The sequence below is a fragment of the Alicyclobacillus fodiniaquatilis genome, assembly GCF_042678105.1.
Classification (GTDB): domain Bacteria; phylum Bacillota; class Bacilli; order Alicyclobacillales; family Alicyclobacillaceae; genus Alicyclobacillus; species Alicyclobacillus fodiniaquatilis.
In genome coordinates this window covers 70,982-89,967 of sequence record NZ_JBHUCX010000013.1, presented here as the reverse complement: position 1 = coordinate 89,967, position 18,986 = coordinate 70,982, and the positions used below count along the sequence as shown (strand labels likewise).

The 18,986-nt window shown below is 51.9% G+C and carries 19 protein-coding genes; 4 read left to right on the top strand and 15 right to left on the bottom strand.

Going from position 1 to position 18,986, the window contains the following annotated elements:
- Positions 1–458 precede the first annotated feature (458 nt).
- The 13 genes from ACFSB2_RS03535 to fabL all read right to left on the bottom strand — a co-directional run bounded on the left by ACFSB2_RS03535 (position 459) and on the right by fabL (position 12,510).
- Positions 459–1,220, bottom strand: coding sequence for a phytanoyl-CoA dioxygenase family protein (locus tag ACFSB2_RS03535; RefSeq protein ID WP_377941309.1), 762 nt, complete (start codon positions 1,218–1,220; stop codon positions 459–461).
- Between the two features lie 119 nt (positions 1,221–1,339).
- Positions 1,340–2,299, bottom strand: coding sequence for an ABC transporter ATP-binding protein (locus ACFSB2_RS03530; RefSeq protein WP_377941307.1), 960 nt, complete (start codon positions 2,297–2,299; stop codon positions 1,340–1,342).
- Positions 2,289–3,272, bottom strand: coding sequence for an ABC transporter ATP-binding protein (locus ACFSB2_RS03525; RefSeq protein WP_377941305.1), 984 nt, complete (start codon positions 3,270–3,272; stop codon positions 2,289–2,291). The genes ACFSB2_RS03530 and ACFSB2_RS03525 overlap by 11 nt, the downstream gene beginning before the upstream one ends.
- 1 nt (position 3,273) lies before the next feature.
- Positions 3,274–4,164, bottom strand: coding sequence for an ABC transporter permease (locus ACFSB2_RS03520; RefSeq protein WP_377941304.1), 891 nt, complete (start codon positions 4,162–4,164; stop codon positions 3,274–3,276).
- A gap of 63 nt (positions 4,165–4,227) precedes the next feature.
- A complete protein-coding gene (locus tag ACFSB2_RS03515) occupies positions 4,228–5,193 on the bottom strand; it encodes an ABC transporter permease (protein WP_377941303.1) in 966 nt (321 codons plus the stop codon).
- 76 nt (positions 5,194–5,269) lie between these two features.
- A complete protein-coding gene (locus ACFSB2_RS03510) occupies positions 5,270–7,351 on the bottom strand; it encodes a peptide ABC transporter substrate-binding protein (protein ID WP_377941302.1) in 2,082 nt (693 codons plus the stop codon).
- 78 nt (positions 7,352–7,429) lie between these two features.
- Positions 7,430–8,449 carry a LacI family DNA-binding transcriptional regulator gene (locus ACFSB2_RS03505; protein WP_377941300.1) on the bottom strand — a complete coding sequence of 340 codons (1,020 nt, stop codon included), beginning with the start codon at positions 8,447–8,449 and terminating at the stop codon, positions 7,430–7,432.
- Between the two features lie 368 nt (positions 8,450–8,817).
- Positions 8,818–9,030: a GNAT family N-acetyltransferase gene (locus ACFSB2_RS03500; protein WP_377941298.1), complete on the bottom strand. Its 213-nt coding sequence runs from the start codon at positions 9,028–9,030 to the stop codon at positions 8,818–8,820.
- Complete coding sequence (locus ACFSB2_RS03495; protein WP_377941297.1) at positions 9,017–9,409, bottom strand: VOC family protein; 393 nt, start codon at positions 9,407–9,409, stop codon at positions 9,017–9,019. Before ACFSB2_RS03495 ends, ACFSB2_RS03500 begins: the two co-directional genes overlap by 14 nt.
- 172 nt (positions 9,410–9,581) lie before the next feature.
- Positions 9,582–9,752: a hypothetical protein gene (locus ACFSB2_RS03490; RefSeq protein ID WP_377941296.1), complete on the bottom strand. Its 171-nt coding sequence runs from the start codon at positions 9,750–9,752 to the stop codon at positions 9,582–9,584.
- Positions 9,753–10,501: 749 nt separating this feature from the next.
- Positions 10,502–11,260: an SDR family NAD(P)-dependent oxidoreductase gene (locus ACFSB2_RS03485; RefSeq protein ID WP_377941295.1), complete on the bottom strand. Its 759-nt coding sequence runs from the start codon at positions 11,258–11,260 to the stop codon at positions 10,502–10,504.
- Positions 11,261–11,262: 2 nt separating this feature from the next.
- Positions 11,263–11,667: an acyl-CoA thioesterase gene (locus ACFSB2_RS03480; RefSeq protein ID WP_377941293.1), complete on the bottom strand. Its 405-nt coding sequence runs from the start codon at positions 11,665–11,667 to the stop codon at positions 11,263–11,265.
- Positions 11,668–11,736: 69 nt separating this feature from the next.
- Positions 11,737–12,510, bottom strand: a complete 774-nt coding sequence (gene fabL / locus ACFSB2_RS03475) for an enoyl-[acyl-carrier-protein] reductase FabL (RefSeq protein WP_377941291.1) — start codon at positions 12,508–12,510, stop codon at positions 11,737–11,739.
- Positions 12,511–12,940: 430 nt separating this feature from the next.
- Here fabL and ACFSB2_RS03470 point away from each other — a divergent pair, with 430 nt between their 5' ends.
- Both ACFSB2_RS03470 and ACFSB2_RS03465 read left to right on the top strand, forming a co-directional pair.
- A complete protein-coding gene (locus tag ACFSB2_RS03470) occupies positions 12,941–14,209 on the top strand; it encodes a beta-ketoacyl-[acyl-carrier-protein] synthase family protein (protein WP_377941290.1) in 1,269 nt (422 codons plus the stop codon).
- A gap of 334 nt (positions 14,210–14,543) precedes the next feature.
- Positions 14,544–15,437, top strand: coding sequence for a LysR family transcriptional regulator (locus ACFSB2_RS03465; protein WP_377941289.1), 894 nt, complete (start codon positions 14,544–14,546; stop codon positions 15,435–15,437).
- Between the two features lie 15 nt (positions 15,438–15,452).
- Here the strand turns inward: ACFSB2_RS03465 and ACFSB2_RS03460 are convergent, their stop codons facing one another.
- Positions 15,453–16,346 carry an aldo/keto reductase gene (locus tag ACFSB2_RS03460; RefSeq protein WP_377941288.1) on the bottom strand — a complete coding sequence of 298 codons (894 nt, stop codon included), beginning with the start codon at positions 16,344–16,346 and terminating at the stop codon, positions 15,453–15,455.
- A 268-nt stretch (positions 16,347–16,614) separates the two neighbouring features.
- On the opposite strand from ACFSB2_RS03460, the gene ACFSB2_RS03455 reads away from it, so the two are divergent.
- Both ACFSB2_RS03455 and ACFSB2_RS03450 read left to right on the top strand, forming a co-directional pair.
- A complete protein-coding gene (locus ACFSB2_RS03455) occupies positions 16,615–17,127 on the top strand; it encodes an NUDIX hydrolase (protein ID WP_377941287.1) in 513 nt (170 codons plus the stop codon).
- Positions 17,128–17,253: 126 nt separating this feature from the next.
- The gene (locus ACFSB2_RS03450) at positions 17,254–17,676 is read left to right on the top strand and encodes a PaaI family thioesterase (protein ID WP_377941286.1); all 423 of its coding nucleotides are present in this window, start codon (positions 17,254–17,256) and stop codon (positions 17,674–17,676) included.
- Between the two features lie 73 nt (positions 17,677–17,749).
- Here ACFSB2_RS03450 and ACFSB2_RS03445 read toward each other — a convergent pair whose 3' ends face one another.
- Positions 17,750–18,955, bottom strand: coding sequence for a cytochrome P450 (locus tag ACFSB2_RS03445; protein ID WP_377941285.1), 1,206 nt, complete (start codon positions 18,953–18,955; stop codon positions 17,750–17,752).
- Between the last annotated feature and the right edge of the window lie 31 nt (positions 18,956–18,986).

Genomic DNA, 18,986 nt, shown 5'->3' with positions numbered 1-18,986 from the left:
AAAACGCCAACGGCTCCCTTGTTGCGTCGATGGCTGTGCGCATTTGTAATTCATTTTCAGTCGTACGCTTCAACTGATACTTGTAAATACTTTGATAAGCTTCCCGCAATAAGGGTTTGAACTTATGCAGTTGCTCCCCGTAAGCGATTCGAATCTTATTGAAAATAACCATCCTCTTTCGTTGTCTGTTGTTTTTGGAACACAAAAAGACCATGGCATCATCTGCCATGGTCTTAGCGATTCACTGAAAACATGTTCTGTTGAAGAAAACATGTTCAACAGCTATTCCTTGCGAAAAGCCTCCGCCAGTAGATGAGCGAGATGAAATTCCCTTTTTGGTTTAATCAACATGGTTTGAATTGTTTTCATCGCACTCACCCCCTTGTAAATCTGATAATTCAAAATTAACACACGACATACATTTAGTCAACGATGCTCCGTTTTCCTACACTGTCTCGTCACGACAGCGAGAACGCCTCCTGAATGCCAGGATAGTGCATCCAAATATTATGCATTGGCGCTTGCCATTGACTACGGTCGAATTCTGCATGAGTGATGCGGAAATAGATCGCATAGCGCACATTCGGCGAAATATTTGGAGCTGTCCCGTGCGCAAGTTCATAATGCGCGAAAACAACGTCTCCTGGTTCCACCATAATTTGCGTAGGTTCTGGCATGTCGACCTTTGGCATGCCTTCTAATAGAGACTCCGCTCCATGTTCGCGGAAGTATTTTTCAAAAAGATGGTGTGTCCCAGGCCAGACTGTAAGATTGCCAGCATTGTCTTGACGGACGGAACTTAGATAGACGCCGACAAGCATCGTAAAGTTTTGTATGGTGCCTTTAGGAACGCCGTTCGTCGGTGTGTACATACCATCTAAGTGACCACCGGGACGCCCTGGAGGGTCCTGCAGTCCTGGGAAGCGCAGAGCAATTTGCCCACCGCCGGCGGGCGCGACTTGACCGGAACCTAGAATGCTTTCAGCAAGCTCTGGAACGGCCGTTCGATTGAATAGATCGGTGATGACCGCAGCATGTGTTAGCTCTTTGCAGTAACTCTGGGCGCGCATGGTCACCATATCTTCCGCACGCATACCTTCGCCAACAGAGTGATTGATAGCACGCAAGGCTGCTTCGACCATGATTTGCGGTACAACACCAGGAATCTTCACAAACCCATTTTCGTAAAACGCACTCTTCTGCGCATGTGACAATTTCATGATTTTTCCTCCTAGTTTTAATGCCATGGCAATCGCTCGAGATATTGCAATGCAGGCGTAAGCCCACCTTTAGGAAGAAGCATTGAATTTGCTTAGAACGCCCTTCGGGTCCCGTCGTTTCAATTTGCATAATGACAAGCAGCCAAGTGTCCAGCCGATATTTTTCGCAACAGCGGTTTCTCACTCTTGCAACGATCCGTTGCCAAGGCACACCGTGGATGATACGGGCATCCCGACGGCGGCGAAAACGGTGACGGCATCTCACCCGGCAGTGCTACAAGCGGGCGTTTATCGGCACTCGTTTTTGGCACTTTGAGAATAGAGTTTATCAGTGTCTGTGTATATGGATGCTGAGCTGCCTCAAACAGCTTCTGCGACTGTGCCTGCTCAACCACCTCACCCAAATACAACACCATCACCGTGTCACTCAGCAGTTGAACAACCCCGAGATTGTGTGAAATAAAGATATACGCCATATTTAATTCTCTCTGCAAGTCCCGCAACAACTCGATAATCTGCACCTGGATGGAGACGTCGAGTGCAGAAATCGGTTCGTCGCAGACCACCATTTTGGGCCGAAGCGCCAATGCGCGGGCAATCCCCACCCGCTGCTGTTGGCCACCAGACAGTTCAAATGGAAAGGCTCGGCCCGCTGACAGTGGCAATCCAACGCGTTCTAACAATTCGTCGGTGCGCTTGCGGCGCTCCGCCGCTGAGTCCCCCATCTTCTGGATGATCATGGCGTCTTCAATCGCAGCGGCGACGGTCATCCGAGTGTTTAAGGAAGCCAGCGGATTCTGAAAGATGATTTGCATGTCTCTTCGCCGTGCTCGCAGCTCTTTTGCCGATAGCTTCGCTAAATCCTGTCCCTGAAACACAACACGGCCTTCGTCTGCCTCCAATAACCGCAATACGACACGCCCCAGTGTGGATTTGCCTGATCCACTCTCGCCAACCAACCCCAGCGTCTTACCAGCCTCCAGGTCAAACGAGACATGCTCGACCGCGTGCAAGGTACGGCCACGCACCTTAAATCTTTTCGACACACCCTCTACTTGTAACAGCGTGTCACCCTGCATGATCCATCACCTCCTCTGCCCGATGGCACGCAACATAGTGACTCGCACCCACATTGCGCAGTACTGGAAGTTCCTGTCGACAACGCTCCTGTGCAAACAGGCAACGGGTCGCATAGGGACAGCTGTGCGGTAATTCGGTCAGTGTGGGCGCTGACCCGGGAATCGGATGCAGTTCCCTCTCCTGCTGTCCCACTTCGATGATCGACGCCTTCAGGCCAATCGTGTAGGGATGGGCGGGACGTTTGAGAAATTCCTCCAAGGGGGCACTTTCCATCACTTGTCCAGCGTACAGGACGATAATGCGATCGCAGAAATTCGTCGCCACACCGAAATCATGCGTGATCATGACGATGCTCATCTGCCGTTTTTCCCGAAGCCCGTGCAGCAGCGACAGGATCTGCATCTGCACGGTCACGTCAAGCGCGGTTGTCGGCTCGTCCGCGATCAGTAACTGCGGCTCGCAGGCGATCGCCATCGCGATCATCACCCGTTGGCGCATGCCGCCCGAAAACTCGTGTGGGTAGTTGCGAAAGCGCACCTTCGGCTCCGGAATACCGACTTCATCCAGCAGATCGAGCGTGCGCGCAAACGCCCCCTTGCGGTTGGTGTATTGGTGAGTAAGCATGCCCTCCATAATCTGGTCCCCAATGCGCATGGTCGGATTTAGACTGGTCATGGGATCCTGAAAGATCACGCCGATGTCGCGGCCCCGGATGTCCTCCAATTGCCGACGCCGTAGCTTTAAGAGGTCCGTCCCCATGAATTTGGCTGTCCCAGACACCACTCTGCCTCCGCGCAAGAGACCCAACATCGACAGCACTGAGACCGATTTGCCCGATCCGCTCTCCCCAACGATGCCCAGCGTCTCACCGGGTTCCACGGAAAAGCTGACGCCATTGACGGCGTACACGGTGTCGTCTGCCCGCTCGAACTGCGTGTGGAGGTTCTCTACTGTCAATAGATCTTCTGCCATGTTAATACCCTCCTTTTGGATTGAGCGCCTCCTGCAGTCCATCGGCCACGAAGAGGAACGACAGCAGCGTGATGGCAAACGCCCCGGCGGGGAAATAGAGGAGCCAAGGATACCCAAGCACGTTGTTGCTTGCTTGTGCGATCATGTTGCCGAAGCTCGGTAACGGCGGTGCGAGCCCCATGCCGACCACACTCAGACCAGCCATGACTGTGAGGTCGCCGGGGATGCCGAACGCAAGCGCCACGAGCAGGCTGTTGACAACGTTTGGCAAGAGGTAACGGCGGGCGATGTGCCCCTGCGTCGCCCCAAGTGCCCGGGCGGCCTCCACCATCTCGCCATTTCTCATCCCTAACACCAGGCTGCGGATCAGACGGGCGTATCCCGCCCAGCCAGTGATGCCGATGGCCATCAAAATCGGGATCATCCCGCGGCCGAACTTAACCACCAGAATCAGGTTGAGAAAATAGGTTGGAAACGCGAACATGAAGTCGACCAGTCGCATGATCACCATGTCGGTGACCCCGCCGCGCAGGCCCGCCCACAGTCCGAGCGCAACGCCGATGATGAAGCTGACGAGTGTGGCGCCAAACGCGATCTCCAAGGCGTTTTGCACACTCCATAACAATTGGCTGAGCATATCGTGGCCTAGCCCATCTGTGCCGAATGGAAATTTGGCGGACGGAGGTTGGTTTGCGTAGAGAATATTTGCCTGCGCATAGTTTTCCGGCGCGATCCATGGACCGATAATGCCCACAATGAGAAACAGGATGACCCAGATGAGCCCGGCGACTGCCAACCAATTGCGCCGATACCGACGCCATGCGAGGGAGAACTGTGAGCGTCGTTTTGGCGCCTTTGGAGCAGCATCTGCTGCTGTCATAGAAACTGCCAATGTAGTGACCACCTTTCTCTAGGATGGATGATAGCGTGTCGTTTCCATTTCGAGCCGCACCTTTTATTCAAGTTGAACACGCGGGTCGATGAGCCCGTACAGCAGGTCCACCACCAGATTCATACCCATGACCATCAGACACAGGATGTAAACGGACGTGATGGACAGAGGGACGTCTTTGGCAGGGAAGGCAGTCGAGAGCAAGTTGCCGATGCCGGGAATCGAAAAGATCTGCTCGACCCACACTGTGCTGACGACCGTGAAGGCAAAGGTAGGGCCGACGACTGTGATGAGCGCAGTCAGGGAGTTGCGCATCCCGTGGCGTATCACGAGCGGCCAGTACCGAACGCCTTTTGCCTGCGCAGTTCGGATGTATTCCTGGCGTAATCCCTCAACCAGACTGCCCCGCATATAACGCGTGACGACGCCGATATTGGCAGCCGACAGGGCGATGATAGGCAAAATCGCCTCTCCTAACGTTCCCCACCCGTTCACCGGTAGGATGCCTTGCACCCAGACACCAAACAACAACACCAACAGGACCGCGAGCACATATGACGGGATGGCTTGCCCCGTCATGGACAACGTGGTCAACGTCGAGTCGATCCATGTGTTGCGTTTCAACGCCGCCAGCACCCCCAATGGGATGCCGACGATAATGGAAAGAAGAACCGATCCGACAGCCAGCAAGGCGCTGATTGGTAGCGCTTTCGACAATTGGCTGGATATCGGAACCGATGGATTTTGAAACGAATTTCCGAAATTAAAGGTGAGCGAATGCCAGACATATTTGAGTACCTGTTGCCACAAAGGTTGATCCAACCCATATCGGCTTTGGAATTCTTTCACAAACTGCTGATAGAGTGCCGGATCCTGAATACGCAGTTGCCCCATACCCGCGGCAATATTAGTGGAATTGAAAAAACTCCCTGGTGAGTAATACATCAAGAGATAGGCGACGATAAGCACGAGCGAAATGGTGACAATGAGCGCCACGATCCGCTTGCCCAGAAACTTCAATAAACCCACCTTACCGTTCCTCCCTTCCTGGTGTAGACGAGCGCCTATGCGCTCCGTCAAACTGACGTCTTGACCGACACGCCGCTTACTTAGACGTTAAATATTGCATTTGAAAGAGGTTGCTCCACGACCATGGATTTGCCTCAATACCAGTCAGGTTCGGCCTCTCCAGGTAGAACGTCTTGGCGTAGTACAAGGGGACGGCATACCCCTGTTGGAGCATGAAGTTATCAACCTTCGCCGCCAATGGAACTGCCTCATTCTGGGAGGTCGCTCCGTTCAATTCGGTATTCCACATGATGACGTCATGTACATCCTGTGACATGTGTTCGTCATCCCAGACTTGGCCGTTGAGACCGACGTTTGCTCCGCCATTGCCTGCACTGTAATCGCCAACGAACTCCCAAGCACTTACCCATGCAGCATGCTTGTCTGCCGAAGTCTTCGCTTTTTTCCAAGCGTTCACATAGTTGTTCCATTGCTCCTGGTTGGTTGCCTGGCCAGGAACATCCAGCAATTTTTTATACGCTGCCGGCTGTTTGGCCGTCCACGAGTTTAGGTACTGAATATCCGCTTGTGCAGCTTTTTGCAAGGGCAGCCAATCCGACCACTTCACGCCCAAGGTCTTGTCGTTGGGATTCCCAAATTCCTTTATATCGTCCGGATCGTACTGCGGGTAGTAATAATTCGATATGTGCTGCCGATAAGAGAGTGAACCGAACGACCCAGCAAAGCCCACCTCCTGATTCGCCCCGATTGGCAAACTATTGGTATCGTCCCAGTTCGGCGTGCCGCCGCCGATGACGTATCCTGGATGAATGCCTTGATTCAGTCCTCCCCAAGTGATATCGCCGTACAATGTGGAAGCCTCGGGCACAATTTTAGTGGTGATACCAAGGCTCTGCTTTAACTCCTGTTGGATGGCTTCCGCGACGTTAACGCTGCTCGGATTATCCGCTGTGGTCTGGGTGTACAAGTAAATCGTCGGCATTCCTTTGCCGTTTGGGTAACCCGCTTGGACGAGGAGTTGCTTGGCCTTCTGAACGTTATACGACAACGGTTTTTGCAGTGAATACGTCGGCCACCCCTGGAATCCGAAAACATCCGTTTCCCCGCCCATCCCAGCGAGCACGTTATTGACAATCGGGGTGCGGTCGATAGCCATTGCAATGGCCTGTCGAACCGGGAGATTATCCAGCGGTGAAGCTTCGGTTGATTTATCCCATTGCAAGTACGTAATGAGACTATCTGGCTGTGAATGAAGTTGCGATTTGAGCTGTGAATGGCTCAACACGTATTTATAATCGGATGGCGTGCTGATAACAGCTGCGTCCAACTTGTTTGCCATGTAGTCCTCGACCGGCACAGTGGGACCCGGAATGACGTTAATCGTCTTGATGTTGCCAACATTCGTCTCATTCGCAGCACCTACGTAGTCCGGATTGCGCGTGAGCGTGACTTTTCCGTTTGCTGTAAAGGACTTGATGATATAGGGTCCATCGCCTACAAAATACTGCGGCAAGAACCAATTGGTCGGGTGTGCTTTGACAGAAGGAGGGTACAGCGGCATCGATCCCGAAATCACCATGGCGCCAAGAATGTCGTGTGGCGCAGACAAGGTCAGTTGAATCTCATACGGATTGATGACCTTGACGCCCACTTGGCTGGCTGGCACGCCGCCTGCATGATACTGATAGGCGTTGTTCACGTAGGTCATCACGCTAGCCCATATCGCGTCCGAACTGTTTTGCGGTGAAGCTGTGCGCATCCACGAGTAGTAGAAGTCCTCAGCCGTGACCGGCTTGCCGTTAGACCACTTGGCGTTGTGACGCAGGTAGAACGTCCAAACCCGGCCACCCTTCGATTCCGTATAGTGCGTCGCTATCTTCGGCACGATCTTTCCCGTCGGGCTGTATCCATAGAGGCCCTCCATAACTGTCCCTTGATCGATTAAAATCTGCGCTCCCCATTGCGACGGATCGAGCGTGGAAAGTGTAGGAGTGGTGGGCAATGGAATCGTCACTGATGTCGTCGTTGCGGAAGCGTCACCTGTACCTGAAGGCGTTTTGTTATTGTTGCTGGATCCGGTGTTTTGTGAGCAACCTGCCAGAGCAACGATGCTGAAAGCGGTTACAAGCATAAGCGCAGAGGATTTAGCTTTTCTCATCCTGATTTGACCTCCCCAAGAGTCTGCTTCATGAATATCGTTTGTGTTATAAAACGAAAATCAATCATTTCTTGGAATTTACAAAGCTAACGGCCGAACCGTGCCGCGAACGACAAGTTCAGTGTCCATCGTCAATGCCTCGGGTACTTTATCTGAGTTTTCAATCAATTCAAGCAAAGCACGTGCAGCGATGACCCCCATTTCATGTTTCTTTTGCCGAATCGTAGTTAATCCTGGAGTGATGTACGAAGCCATCATGATATCATCGAAACCAATTAGCGACAGTTCTTCCCCAACGAGCATCCCGCCTTCCTCAAGGGCCTTCATGACACCAATTGCCATCATGTCACTCGAACAGAACACGGCAGTTGGAAGATCTCCTGATTTAAGCAGTCTTTTTGCCGCAGCATAACCCGATTTTTCAGTATAATCCCCCTCCAACATCCACTCTGGACGGTACGGAATTCCATGCAGTTGCAGCGCATGTTGGTAGCCAAGCAGCCGTTCGCGCGCGGAATGAGTGCTTAGCAAACCAGAGACAAAGGCGATATTTCGATGTCCATTCTCCAGCAAGAAGTTCATTGCCTGTACCGCTCCGCCAAAGTTATCACAGGAAATATTGCCCATACAGGGACCGGTGAGGTCCAAATCCAGTATAATGCTGGGAATCGAACTCATAACAAGTGCCGCCAATGAGGGATCATCCTCTGGAATTGCCCACAACAACAATCCGTCCACGTTGCGATGCTTGGCGCGCGCCTCAAAGGTTTTCAATTCGTTATCCAATGTGTCGTTCGCGAAAAACAACAAATCATATCCTTCTGCCCCAATCGTTTCTTTAAAGCCATTTATCACCTCCAAAAAAAATGGGTGGCTGAGTCCGGTGTTGACATTGTCGTGAAAAAAAACGCCAACGGACATGGACCGCTTGGTGGTCAATCCTCGTGCCATCGCGTTCGGACGATAGCCAAGTTCATGCACGATGTGTTGAACTTTCCTCCGGGTGCTAGGGCTTACATCTGCATATCCGTTGAGCACACGTGACACAGTGGTCACCGAAACTCCAGCTCTTTTGGCAATGTCGTAGATGGTTATCAACGTTCAAGACCTCTCATTACGGTGTTGAAATGGTTCATACCCATTTCGAAACCGCTTTCGATATTTATAATTTTCACTATATTCTATCTTTTTCGGCGCATACCTCCCTATCCGAAAAGAAATTTCGCGGTATTTTTGAACTGTTACTACTAATGCCACGTCAGGCCAAGGACAGATTCACATCTGCTATTGCTAAATCAAGCCCGAAACAAAACCGAGCTACGCGCCCTTGATTGAAGCCCCTTTTTGATCAAATTCGATTACAAAAGGATTTCTTTTGCTCACTCTTATTTCGCCCTTTCACTACAGACACCGCCACTATCAGTGATTGAATTAACATAAGCCCTTTTCACCTAGACACACACTTGCTACCTATACATCTCGACAAACCACATCTTAAACCCATGTTTCTCATAGAATCCAACAATTGTCTCCCACTCTTTACTCGCCGAATAAACCATGGAACGTGTAATGCCATGGGCACTTGCCTCGTCCAGCAACTGATCAACAAGCTTGTGACCGATACCATCTGTACGATAATGCGGATGGACGTAGATTTCGTCAATCTCAACGTTTCGCATCCCTAGATACAATCTGAATCGGATTCCCATCGGGATCTTGTACCCAACCGGATCGCAACCTTCCATCCAGAAAATCATGGGGCTGTGACAGCATTGTCGCGCCATTTTCTAATAAGTGTAGCATTGCTGTATCCGTATCGTCTGTCCACAATACAATTTCGCAACCAGAATTTGTACCTGGATTTAAGCCATGAACCGCTCGTGCAGACTCTTTCGTAGCGATCCCCAAAGTAAAATCATCGAGTATCAACTCATGATGTACCGCCGTACCCGCAATTTCTGCAGTAAAATTCACCTTGAAACCAATCTTCTCATAGAACTTTCTAGATACTTCCAGATTGTCAACATAAAGATTGACCTGTGGCGTCATAAACTTCATACGCACTCTCCTTAAAAAAACCTTTTTCCCAATATCCACTTTACATGTTTGGTAGATGTTCAAACAGCTACAACAAAACAATCGCCTTGATCAATCTGACCAAGGCGATGTTGTTCACCATATCGAAAACGAAAAGCTATACACCTGTATTCGTCATTACACAACCACCACACTAGGTCTTAAACGCGATCGCATGGCGCTCCCCCTGTTTGTCAGATGCACTTTGCCATTGCTTTTTCTTCAGGGAACGCAGCAGATCTGCAATCATCCAATATCTTGTCGCTTTGGTTTCAACCTGCTGTTGTTTACACGTCATCATCGATTCATTCACGAAATAATTCATGTTGCCACCTACTCCTCATTCACTTGATGATTTTGTCACATCACCTGAGGAAGTAGGGCGTTCTGCGTGCGAAGAAACCGCTAAACACAGAAAAAGCCATTGCTCCTCACCAGACAAGTCGCAAAAATGGCTTATGCAAATATGTTTGATTGTACATCACGCTATACAAAAATATCTCATCAGACATCGCATCGCCCAAACTTCCTCAAGTCAAAGACTCTCGAAGTCGTAACCTATATTCAATTGGTTACATTTTGCAAGCGAATTGCGATCATATCTGACAGATACCTCCATACAAATAAAATGATTGGAACTGCAGTAAATATACACAACATCTACTCAGCCGTCAATACAAACAAAAATTCTTGGGTTGCGCTATAAATAAACAGCCCTATGTCGCCGTCACCCACGATGCAAAAATCGTCCTACCTCACCCTGTCAAACCCTGACACAGCCAAAAAGGGGCATCACAGTAGATGCCCCGTTCGTTACCTGGTCACTCTGACTTAATAACCAGCTGCACCTGCGCCGAGACCAGCTGGTACCAGTAAGAAGAACAACACGAAGATGATCAAGAAGACAACTGCCCATTGCGTGTAACCGCCAAATGTTCCATACATAAGTGGAAGCCCTCCTTGGTTGAGATGGTCTACAATACGCGAGGTGCTTCCGAGCTGTACGGGTCATTTGCACGGTTCATTCGGCTGCATTCTGCATACTGGCGCCAAAAAAGCGCATGACAGGTGGCATCAACGTTTGAACGACGCTGCGCCATCATCGACAAAATAGGCGTGACCATTCATGAAGGATGCCTCATCGCTGGCCAAAAAGGCGACGACCTGCGCGACCTGCTCGGCGGTGCCCAGTTGGCGGCGCATATGCGCTTTTTGGATGGTGTTCCATACGCGCTCGTCAGCCCGCCAGGCATCCACCAGTCCAGTGTCAATCATCCCCGGCGCAATGGCCACCACGCGAATGTTATACCGCGCCAATTCCAGCGCCGCCGCTTTCGTCATGCCGACCACCGCCGCTTTGCTGGCGTGATACGGAAACTGGTTTTTGTCCGCGATGTAGGCGTAGATGGAGGCCGTGTTGATGATGACGCCGCCCTTGTCCTTCATTTGGGCCGCAGCGGCCTTGATGCCATAGAAGACACCATCCTGGTTGATGCCAATCGTCCGCTTATACGTCTCGACGGGCATGTCGATCACGTTTTCAGTTCCGTCCCCAAATATCCCGGCGTTGTTGAACATGATATCCAGTTGCCCATATGTCTCGATGGCAAACTGCACAAGCGCTTCAACGCGCTCGAAGTTGGATACATCCACCGCATGAAACTGCGCCTCATGGCCCTCTGCCCGGATGTCCGCCGCAACTTGCTCACCAGCCTGTGGATTGATGTCCGCCACAATCACCTTGGCGCCTTGACTGGCCAACAGCTTGGCGCTTGCTTGACCAATGCCGCCAGCCCCGCCTGTGACGATGGCAACTTGTCCTGTAAACCGCATCCTTATCGCTCCTGTTCGTATGCTTCAATCTTTTCACGCCACGCATCCGGCACGGTGGCTGGTCGCCCCGTCTCGGTGTCGATATAGACATAGATGCTCTCTGCTTCAAACAACACTTCGCCATCACGCGTGATGAGAAAGTCCACCTGCATACTGGAACGCCCAATATGGCTGGTCTTCACCCAGATTTGCAAGATGTCGTCAAACACCGCAGACTGACGAAATTGCAACGTACTCTTCGCCAGGACGGTCGTGGGTAACCCATTTGACAAGACCAATTCCCGCCGCAAATATTCCGCATACGCGATGTCCATGTACATCAGATAATTGGCGTTAAAGACAATCTGCTGTCCGTCTACTTCCGACCAACGCACGCGCAGTTCGTGATGAAACCGAAAATTATCCACTTTGAAACCCCTTATCCGTCTTGCCATTTGTAGATGGTGACGCGCAGTGCGTCACACGACCCGACCGCCTCATGGCACCATCAATGTCATGCCGCCATCCAAGCGGATCGTTTGACCGCGAAGCATTTCCGCTTCTTGCGAACACAGAAACAGCGCCACATTTGCGATGTCGTCTGGCGTGACCATGCGGTGATAGGGCATTTTTTCCTCAACCGCGGCTAGTGTCTTGTCCATTTCCGGAAAATGCCCCAGCGCATCAGTCAGGACAGCGCCAGCTGAAATGGCATTGACATTGATTTTGCGCGGCGCCAATTCAATGGCAAAATAGCGAACCAACGACTCCAGCGCCGCCTTGCTGGCGCCAACTGTCGTGTAGTAGGGAAACACCCTGTCCGATCCGAACGAAGACAACGCAAGCATCGCACCGCCCGTTTCGGGCATCAACGCCGCCGCCTGCTGCGCGCCGAGCAAGAACGCGCGCGTGTTGACATTGAGCGTCCAGTCCCAGCCCTTGGCATCCACTTCCATGGCGGATCGATTCCGGCCTGAAGCGGCATTGTGCACAAACACGTCGAGATGGCCAAACGCCGACTTGATTTCCTCAAACATGCCGACGATTTTTTCTTCCTGCGCCATATTGGCCCGCACGAGCAACGCCTTTTGTCCGAGCGCCTCGATTTCCTCTGCAACTTCACGCGCTGCATCCCCGTTGCGGAAATAGTTGATGACGATGTCTGCACCTTCTTGCGCGAAGCGCAGCGCCAGTTGACGGCCAATCCCCCGCGAACTGCCGGTCACACAGACGACCTTGTCGGCATAACGCTGAACAGCTGTTTGTCCCACTTAAAATGTGCCTCCCTTTTTGGAAACGTTCCTCATACTTTCCGTTCCCTATATAACGAATGTCCGCAATCAGCCAAGCGTACATTTCAGTTTGTATACAACGATGGAACGAAAGAACCAACCCCACCATCATAGCAAACATCCTAGACAGATGTGGACACCTAGAATGGATTTGCACGTCACAATCCCATGACAATTAGGACCTGCAGTTATCACCTAGTTGTAAATCATTCTATATCGCAGGCAGGGCGGGGATTTGTTATCATAGAATGGATGAACGATTTCTTTCATCCTGTGTTAAATAATGGACAAGTTTCATTCCGTGTAAGTGCATGTCCAAAGTCTGTGAAAATTCGATGTCGAATCGCCCTATCACATCGCTTTGGACCAGCTCGTGAACGGTTGAAATAGATATGAGAGGAGCACAAGCATGACCGAACGTACGCGCATCGTCGTCACCGGGCTTGGTGCAGTAACCCCATTTGGTGTCGGGATGCCTTTATTTTGGGACGGAATCGTTTCCGGTCGCTCGGCGATTCGTGAAACAGAAGATGAATATCTACGCCAGTGGGCGCCAGTCATTGCCCAAGTCGTAGATTTTGATCCCTATTTATACCTTGACAAAAAGCAGGTGCAAAATACGGATCGGTTCACCCAAATGGGCATTGTCGCGGCGATGGAAGCTTTGCGCGACGCTGGTTGGCCGGATGTGGAATCCTTGCACGCGAGTTATGCGAGCGACCAAATCGGCATCTCGATTGGTTGTGCTTTTGGCGGGGTTCAAACACTTGAGGACGGTTCAGCGCGCCTGTCTACGGGCCGTTCCAGCCGGGTAGGCCCCCGTCTCGTGCCAAAATCAATTCCCAATGCGGCCGGCGCCAGCATTGCAACCCAATTCGACATTCATGGGCCAGTTCTGACCTACTCGACCGCCTGCGCCTCTTCTGCCAACTCCATTGGCGAAGCGTCTTATTGGCTGCGCCTGGGCGAAGCGGAAATGGTGCTGGCTGGCGGCACCGAGTGCCTGTTCAGCCCAGCCATTCTCGCAGGGCTGCGCGCGGCTGGCGCGCTCGCGACGGAAGGACCAGAAGACTATGGCAAATGGTCGCGCCCCTTTGACAAAGGCCGCACAGGCATGATCATGGGCGAAGGCGCCGCCATGCTCGTATTGGAAACGCTCGATCACGCCAGGGCCCGCGGCGCGCGCATCTATGCCGAGCTCATTGGCTACGGCACGTCGAACGACGCGTACCACGAGACCTCGCCGGATCCCAAAGGGCGCGGCGCGCATCTGGCGATGCAACGGGCCCTGAAAAGCGCTGGCCTACAGGCAGAAGACATCGATTACATCAACGCACACGCCACGGCCACACCTGCTGGCGACTTGGCTGAAACAGCTGCGCTCCGCGAAACGTTTGGCGCACATCTGGACAAGATCCCTGTCAGTTCCATCAAGGGCGCGGTTGGGCACATGTTGGGCACCGCTGGGGCCATTGAAAGCATCGCCTGCGCTCAAGCGTTATACACCAATACCTTGCCGCCAACGCTCAACTGCGACGACAAGGAAGCGGGTGCGCCACAGGATGTGGTGCCCAACCACAGTCGTTCGCAGCACATCACGCGCGCATTGAGCAATTCATTTGGCTTTGGTGGGCAAAATGGCGTGCTCATTTGGCAAAATGCAGATTTCATTGATTGAACCGAATCAACGAGCGGCCGTTCTGGCTGGGCCTGTTGCGTCCTTGCCTGAACGGTCTTTTTATTTGAAAAAAAATCCATACAACAAGTGATGCAAAACGCTAATTCATCTGGAGCACCAGCGCAAAAGTCATTGCGATGACCGTCATTTCAGCTTATCATGATGACACTACAAGATGATCGAAAAATGAGCGTGATCGAAAGCGCAAACGATGGTGCGAGTATCTGTCGGCGCATGTTTACAGTTCATATGGACAATATGCCATCATCGAAATACATGTTTTCGATGATGACGATAATGTATTCTTATGATCGGATAGAGGAGGGACCATCCTGTGAATGCTCAATTGATGACTTTCGTCGTCGTCGCCGAACAACGAAATTTCACGCGCGCTGCCGAGCTGTTGCATGCGACCCAACCCGCCATCAGCCAACAAATTCAAACACTGGAGACACGGCTGGGAACCAAGTTGTTAGAGCGCTCGAACAAACAGGTGCAATTGAATCGCGCCGGAGAAATTGTCTACGAATATGCGAAGCAAATGATACAGCTCTACGGTCAAATGGAGCGCTTGGTGGCCGATCTGACGAACAGCGCCAGCGGCACACTTCATATCGGCGCCAGTTTTACATATGGCGAATACGTGCTGCCGCAAATTTTGGCGGATTTCGTCGCCACATATCCGAACATCACGCCATCCATTTCCATCAATAACACGCGAGAAGTGGTCGAACAGGTGGGCGCTGGGCATCTGGATATGGGCGTCATCGAAGGCGGACATATCAACCCGCATGTAATGGTCAAAGATTTGGCGGAGGACACCATGGTCATTGTCGCCGCCGCAGAACACCCACTCAGCGCAAACCGCGGCGCGTTCAACCAAGCAGCACTCGAACGCGAGACATGGCTTTTGCGCGAACAAGGCTCCGGAACGCGGGAAATCGCCGATCAGATGTTTGAAGCGCTTGACATCCACCCTACGGCCATCATTGAAATCGGGAGTACCCAGGCCATCAAGGAGAGTGTGGAAGCCGGCCTTGGCATTGCCGTGTTGTCGGAATCGGTGATTCGCAAGGAAATATCCCTTGGCACTTTGACAACATTGCCAGCGTTGGCCGCTCCCTTTCACAGAAAGTTCTCCACCGTGCTGCGAAAAACCTCATTTCACACGCGGGCGACACAGTTGTTTTTCGATTTTCTCTACGAAAGGGCGTCCACGCAATCGTAGACGCCCACGCATCAATCAGGTTTGACCCACCCAGTCTGGTTGGGCGATTTCGTGCCAGCGGGATCGGATGGTTTGATATTCCGCATCCGACAAGTTGCCTTCATCCAGCAAACTTGCGTTTTGCTGCCAGCGATTCGGATTGGTTGTGCCAACAATGGCCGTCGTGACACCTGGGGAAGAAAGCGTGAAACGAAGCGCAGTCGCCACGCTCTGTGCGGCGCTTTGATTTGTGAAACCGTATTTCAGCGCTTGCAGCCTGTGCCAATATGGCGCATAATACGCATTTTCATCGATCGTTTGGTGCTGCCATGCGACGTTTGCAATCGGCCTTTTGGCGATGACACCCATCTGCCTTGCCTTGGCTTCCGGCAGCACTTTGTCCAACACACTTTGATCCGCCACATTGATAGACGTTTGCAGACTGTCAAACGCACCGCTTTGCACAGCGTACAGTGCGGCTTCATTGTCGCCGCTGTAGCCGATATAACGCACTTTTCCAGCTTCCTTCGCCTTTTGCACCACCTCGATGACGTCGCCTTGCTTCAATATGTCGAGACTGCAACTATGTAACTGAATCAAATCGAGGTAGTCCGTGCGCAAGCGCTTGAGACTGCGGTCAATGCTGTCTACAAGGGTCTTGGGGTCCCAATCCTGTGTCGCCAAACCTGACGCGTGACCACATTTGCTGAATAAATAATAGTCCTTGCGTCGATGCGCCACTGCCTGTCCGATCAATTCTTCGCTGTTGCCATAACAAGCTGCCGTGTCAATCAGGTTTAGACCCGCGTCAAGCGCGCTGCCCAAAAGCTGTTCGACTGCCCCGCTGTCTGTCGAACCGCCGATTTCTGCGCCACCAAACCCGAGCGCACTCACCTTCATATCCGTCTTGCCAAAAACGCGATACTCCATGTCACATGCTCCTCGTTTTTGAATTTTTCGAATGGACGTTGCACAAAGTCACTGAACTATCAGTTCTTTGTGAGTGGTTGCGGTTCCTCTGAACTGGCCCATCGCCAACCTCTAACGCTATTATCTCACATTCATCAACTAGATGCCCGCGCTTGCACATCTCACGTTTTACCGCACTTTCAAGTTGGCATTTTGCTTTCATTTGCGCTAGGGTTGAGATGGATGATTGCAAGATTGCTTCTGAAACAAAAATCCAGGAGGCTGGCACATGAATGTCGTGCTGCGATACACCTTGTGCTTCGTGCAAAGGGATCAGCATCTGCTCATGCTCAATCGAATCAAAGCACCAAATTTGGGGCTGTGGAACGGCGTCGGCGGTAAAATTGAACCAAACGAGTCCCCTCTGGCATGCGCCCGCCGTGAAATATATGAAGAAACAGGCATTGCAGATGAAGCGTACACACTCTCTTATCGCGGCATTGTCACTTGGCGTTCGTTCACAGGTGATCCAGGCGGGATGCACATCTATGTGGCAAAGGTGGCGTCGGACTTTGTCTATCCAACCCCCATCAAAGTGACCGAGGGCATTCTTGACTGGAAGCCGATTGCATGGATTGCGGAACAGCACAATTTCGGCATTGCCGAAGTGGTCCCCCGCATCCTGCCACACATATTGACAGATTCGCGTCCTGTCGAGCACGCGTTCACGTTTACCGCGGAGCCGTCATGGCGAAGCACGTACACGACTCGTCCACTGCATGATGGACAACCTGTGGGGTAACCATCTCGGCCCCTATTCCACCTCGCCACAAAAAACCGCCAGCGAAGGCAGTACCTGTGACGGTAGGCAAAGTATCGCCTCATTTTCAAGATTGACGAACATTAGGCAAAAGGAAGGTTGAATGACTTGGGGTATGATTATTGTTTTGTCTGCGGCGACAAGAATCCGCATGGCTTAAAAGCAAAATTCAACGCGGACGGCGATTCGGTTTGGGCAAGTTTTCATTGTGAAGAGCGCCATATTGGCTGGCCCAACGTGCAACATGGCGGCATCACTAGCGCCCTGTTAGATGAAGCTTGCGCTTATGTCCCCTTGAACATGGATTTGGTCACAGTGACTGCGGAATTGAACATTTCGTTCAAAACGCCAGTGCAAGTCGGCGAGACCGTCCGCATTGAAGCGCATCCAACCAAAGTCAACAAGCGCTTGATTTTAGTCGAGGCTACCATGGTCAACCAGGCAGGCGAACTGAAAGCATCCGCGCAGGCAAAAATGCTTGTGCTCTCGAAAACGCAACAAGCCGCAATGGGGATAGAAACACAGGCGTAAAACGAAGCGCCTCGCATCACAAGCGGCGGGCCATCTGACAAATTTCGGCCCGCCTATGCTACAGATGCATTGCTTACGGCGCCACTTTCAACTTTAAATGCGCCAGAGATCTCGTCAGTACAGAAGGTTTAAAAGCCCAGGCCTGATCGCCAACAAAAGTGGATTTAGGAAAGCGCTGAAAGTATGCTTTGATGGCGACTTGCCCTTCAAGGCGCGCAAGCGGCGCGCCCAAACAAAAGTGAATCCCTTGGCCAAAAGCCAAGTGACGATTGGGATCTCGCGTGATATCAAATCTGTCTGGCTCGGTGAACTTGGCAGGATCCCGATTGGCTGCCCCCAACCACGGCGAGACATAATCCCCTTTTTTCAAAGTGACATCGCCGAGTTGGACATCCTCACTGACAAATCTGGTCGTCACTTGAATCGGCGATTCGTAGCGCAAAATCTCCTCCACTGCGCTAGGCAGCAGCGTCCAGTCACGCTGCAACTGCACCAGCGCTTCTGGCTCTCGCAGGAGCAGATAGACGCCGTTGGCTATCAGATTAACCGTGGTCTCATGCCCTGCGGCCAGCATTAAGATACAGTTATCCAGCAGCTCATCCTCACTCAACTTGCCATGTTCATCACGCGCCCGCACCATGCCAGAAATGAGATCATCTTGCGGCTGTTTGACCCGCTCGTGCACGATATCGCGCAGATACGCGCGCAACGCGTCCACAGCCTGGCTCGCCTGTTCCCAAGTTGTGTCGCTGACGAGGAAGTCCAGTGATTGAAAGAGAATGTTTGACCACGCGCGAAACTGTTCCCGGTCCTGCATCGGGACACCCAACAGTGTGGCGATGATCATCACAGGCAGCGGAAACGCGTACGCCTGCACCAAATCCACCTCAGTTTGCGCTTCCATCTCGTCGAGCAACATCGTCGTGATGTGCTCCATGCGCGGTTGAAGATTTTGGACAATTTTCGGCGTGAAGGCGCGTTGAACCAGACTGCGCAAGCGCGTGTGATCCGGCGGATCCTTAAACAACATCCAATTTCTTTGTGAACTTGTCAGCGATGAGATGTTCTCGCCGGGCTCCTCGCATACTTCAGGGGCCAGATATTTTCGCTCTTCATGCACAAAACGAGGGTCCCGCAACGCAGTTAAGCAGTCGTCATACCGTGTCAAATGCCAAGTCGTATACGTTCGCAGCGAAGTCGCGCTCGGTTCCGCCAACACCGGTGTATTGCTGCGCAATTGGTCATAAACAGGATATCTGTCTTGCTGAATGGAAGTCATCAACGCCTGCATATCGAGTTGGACTGGATTC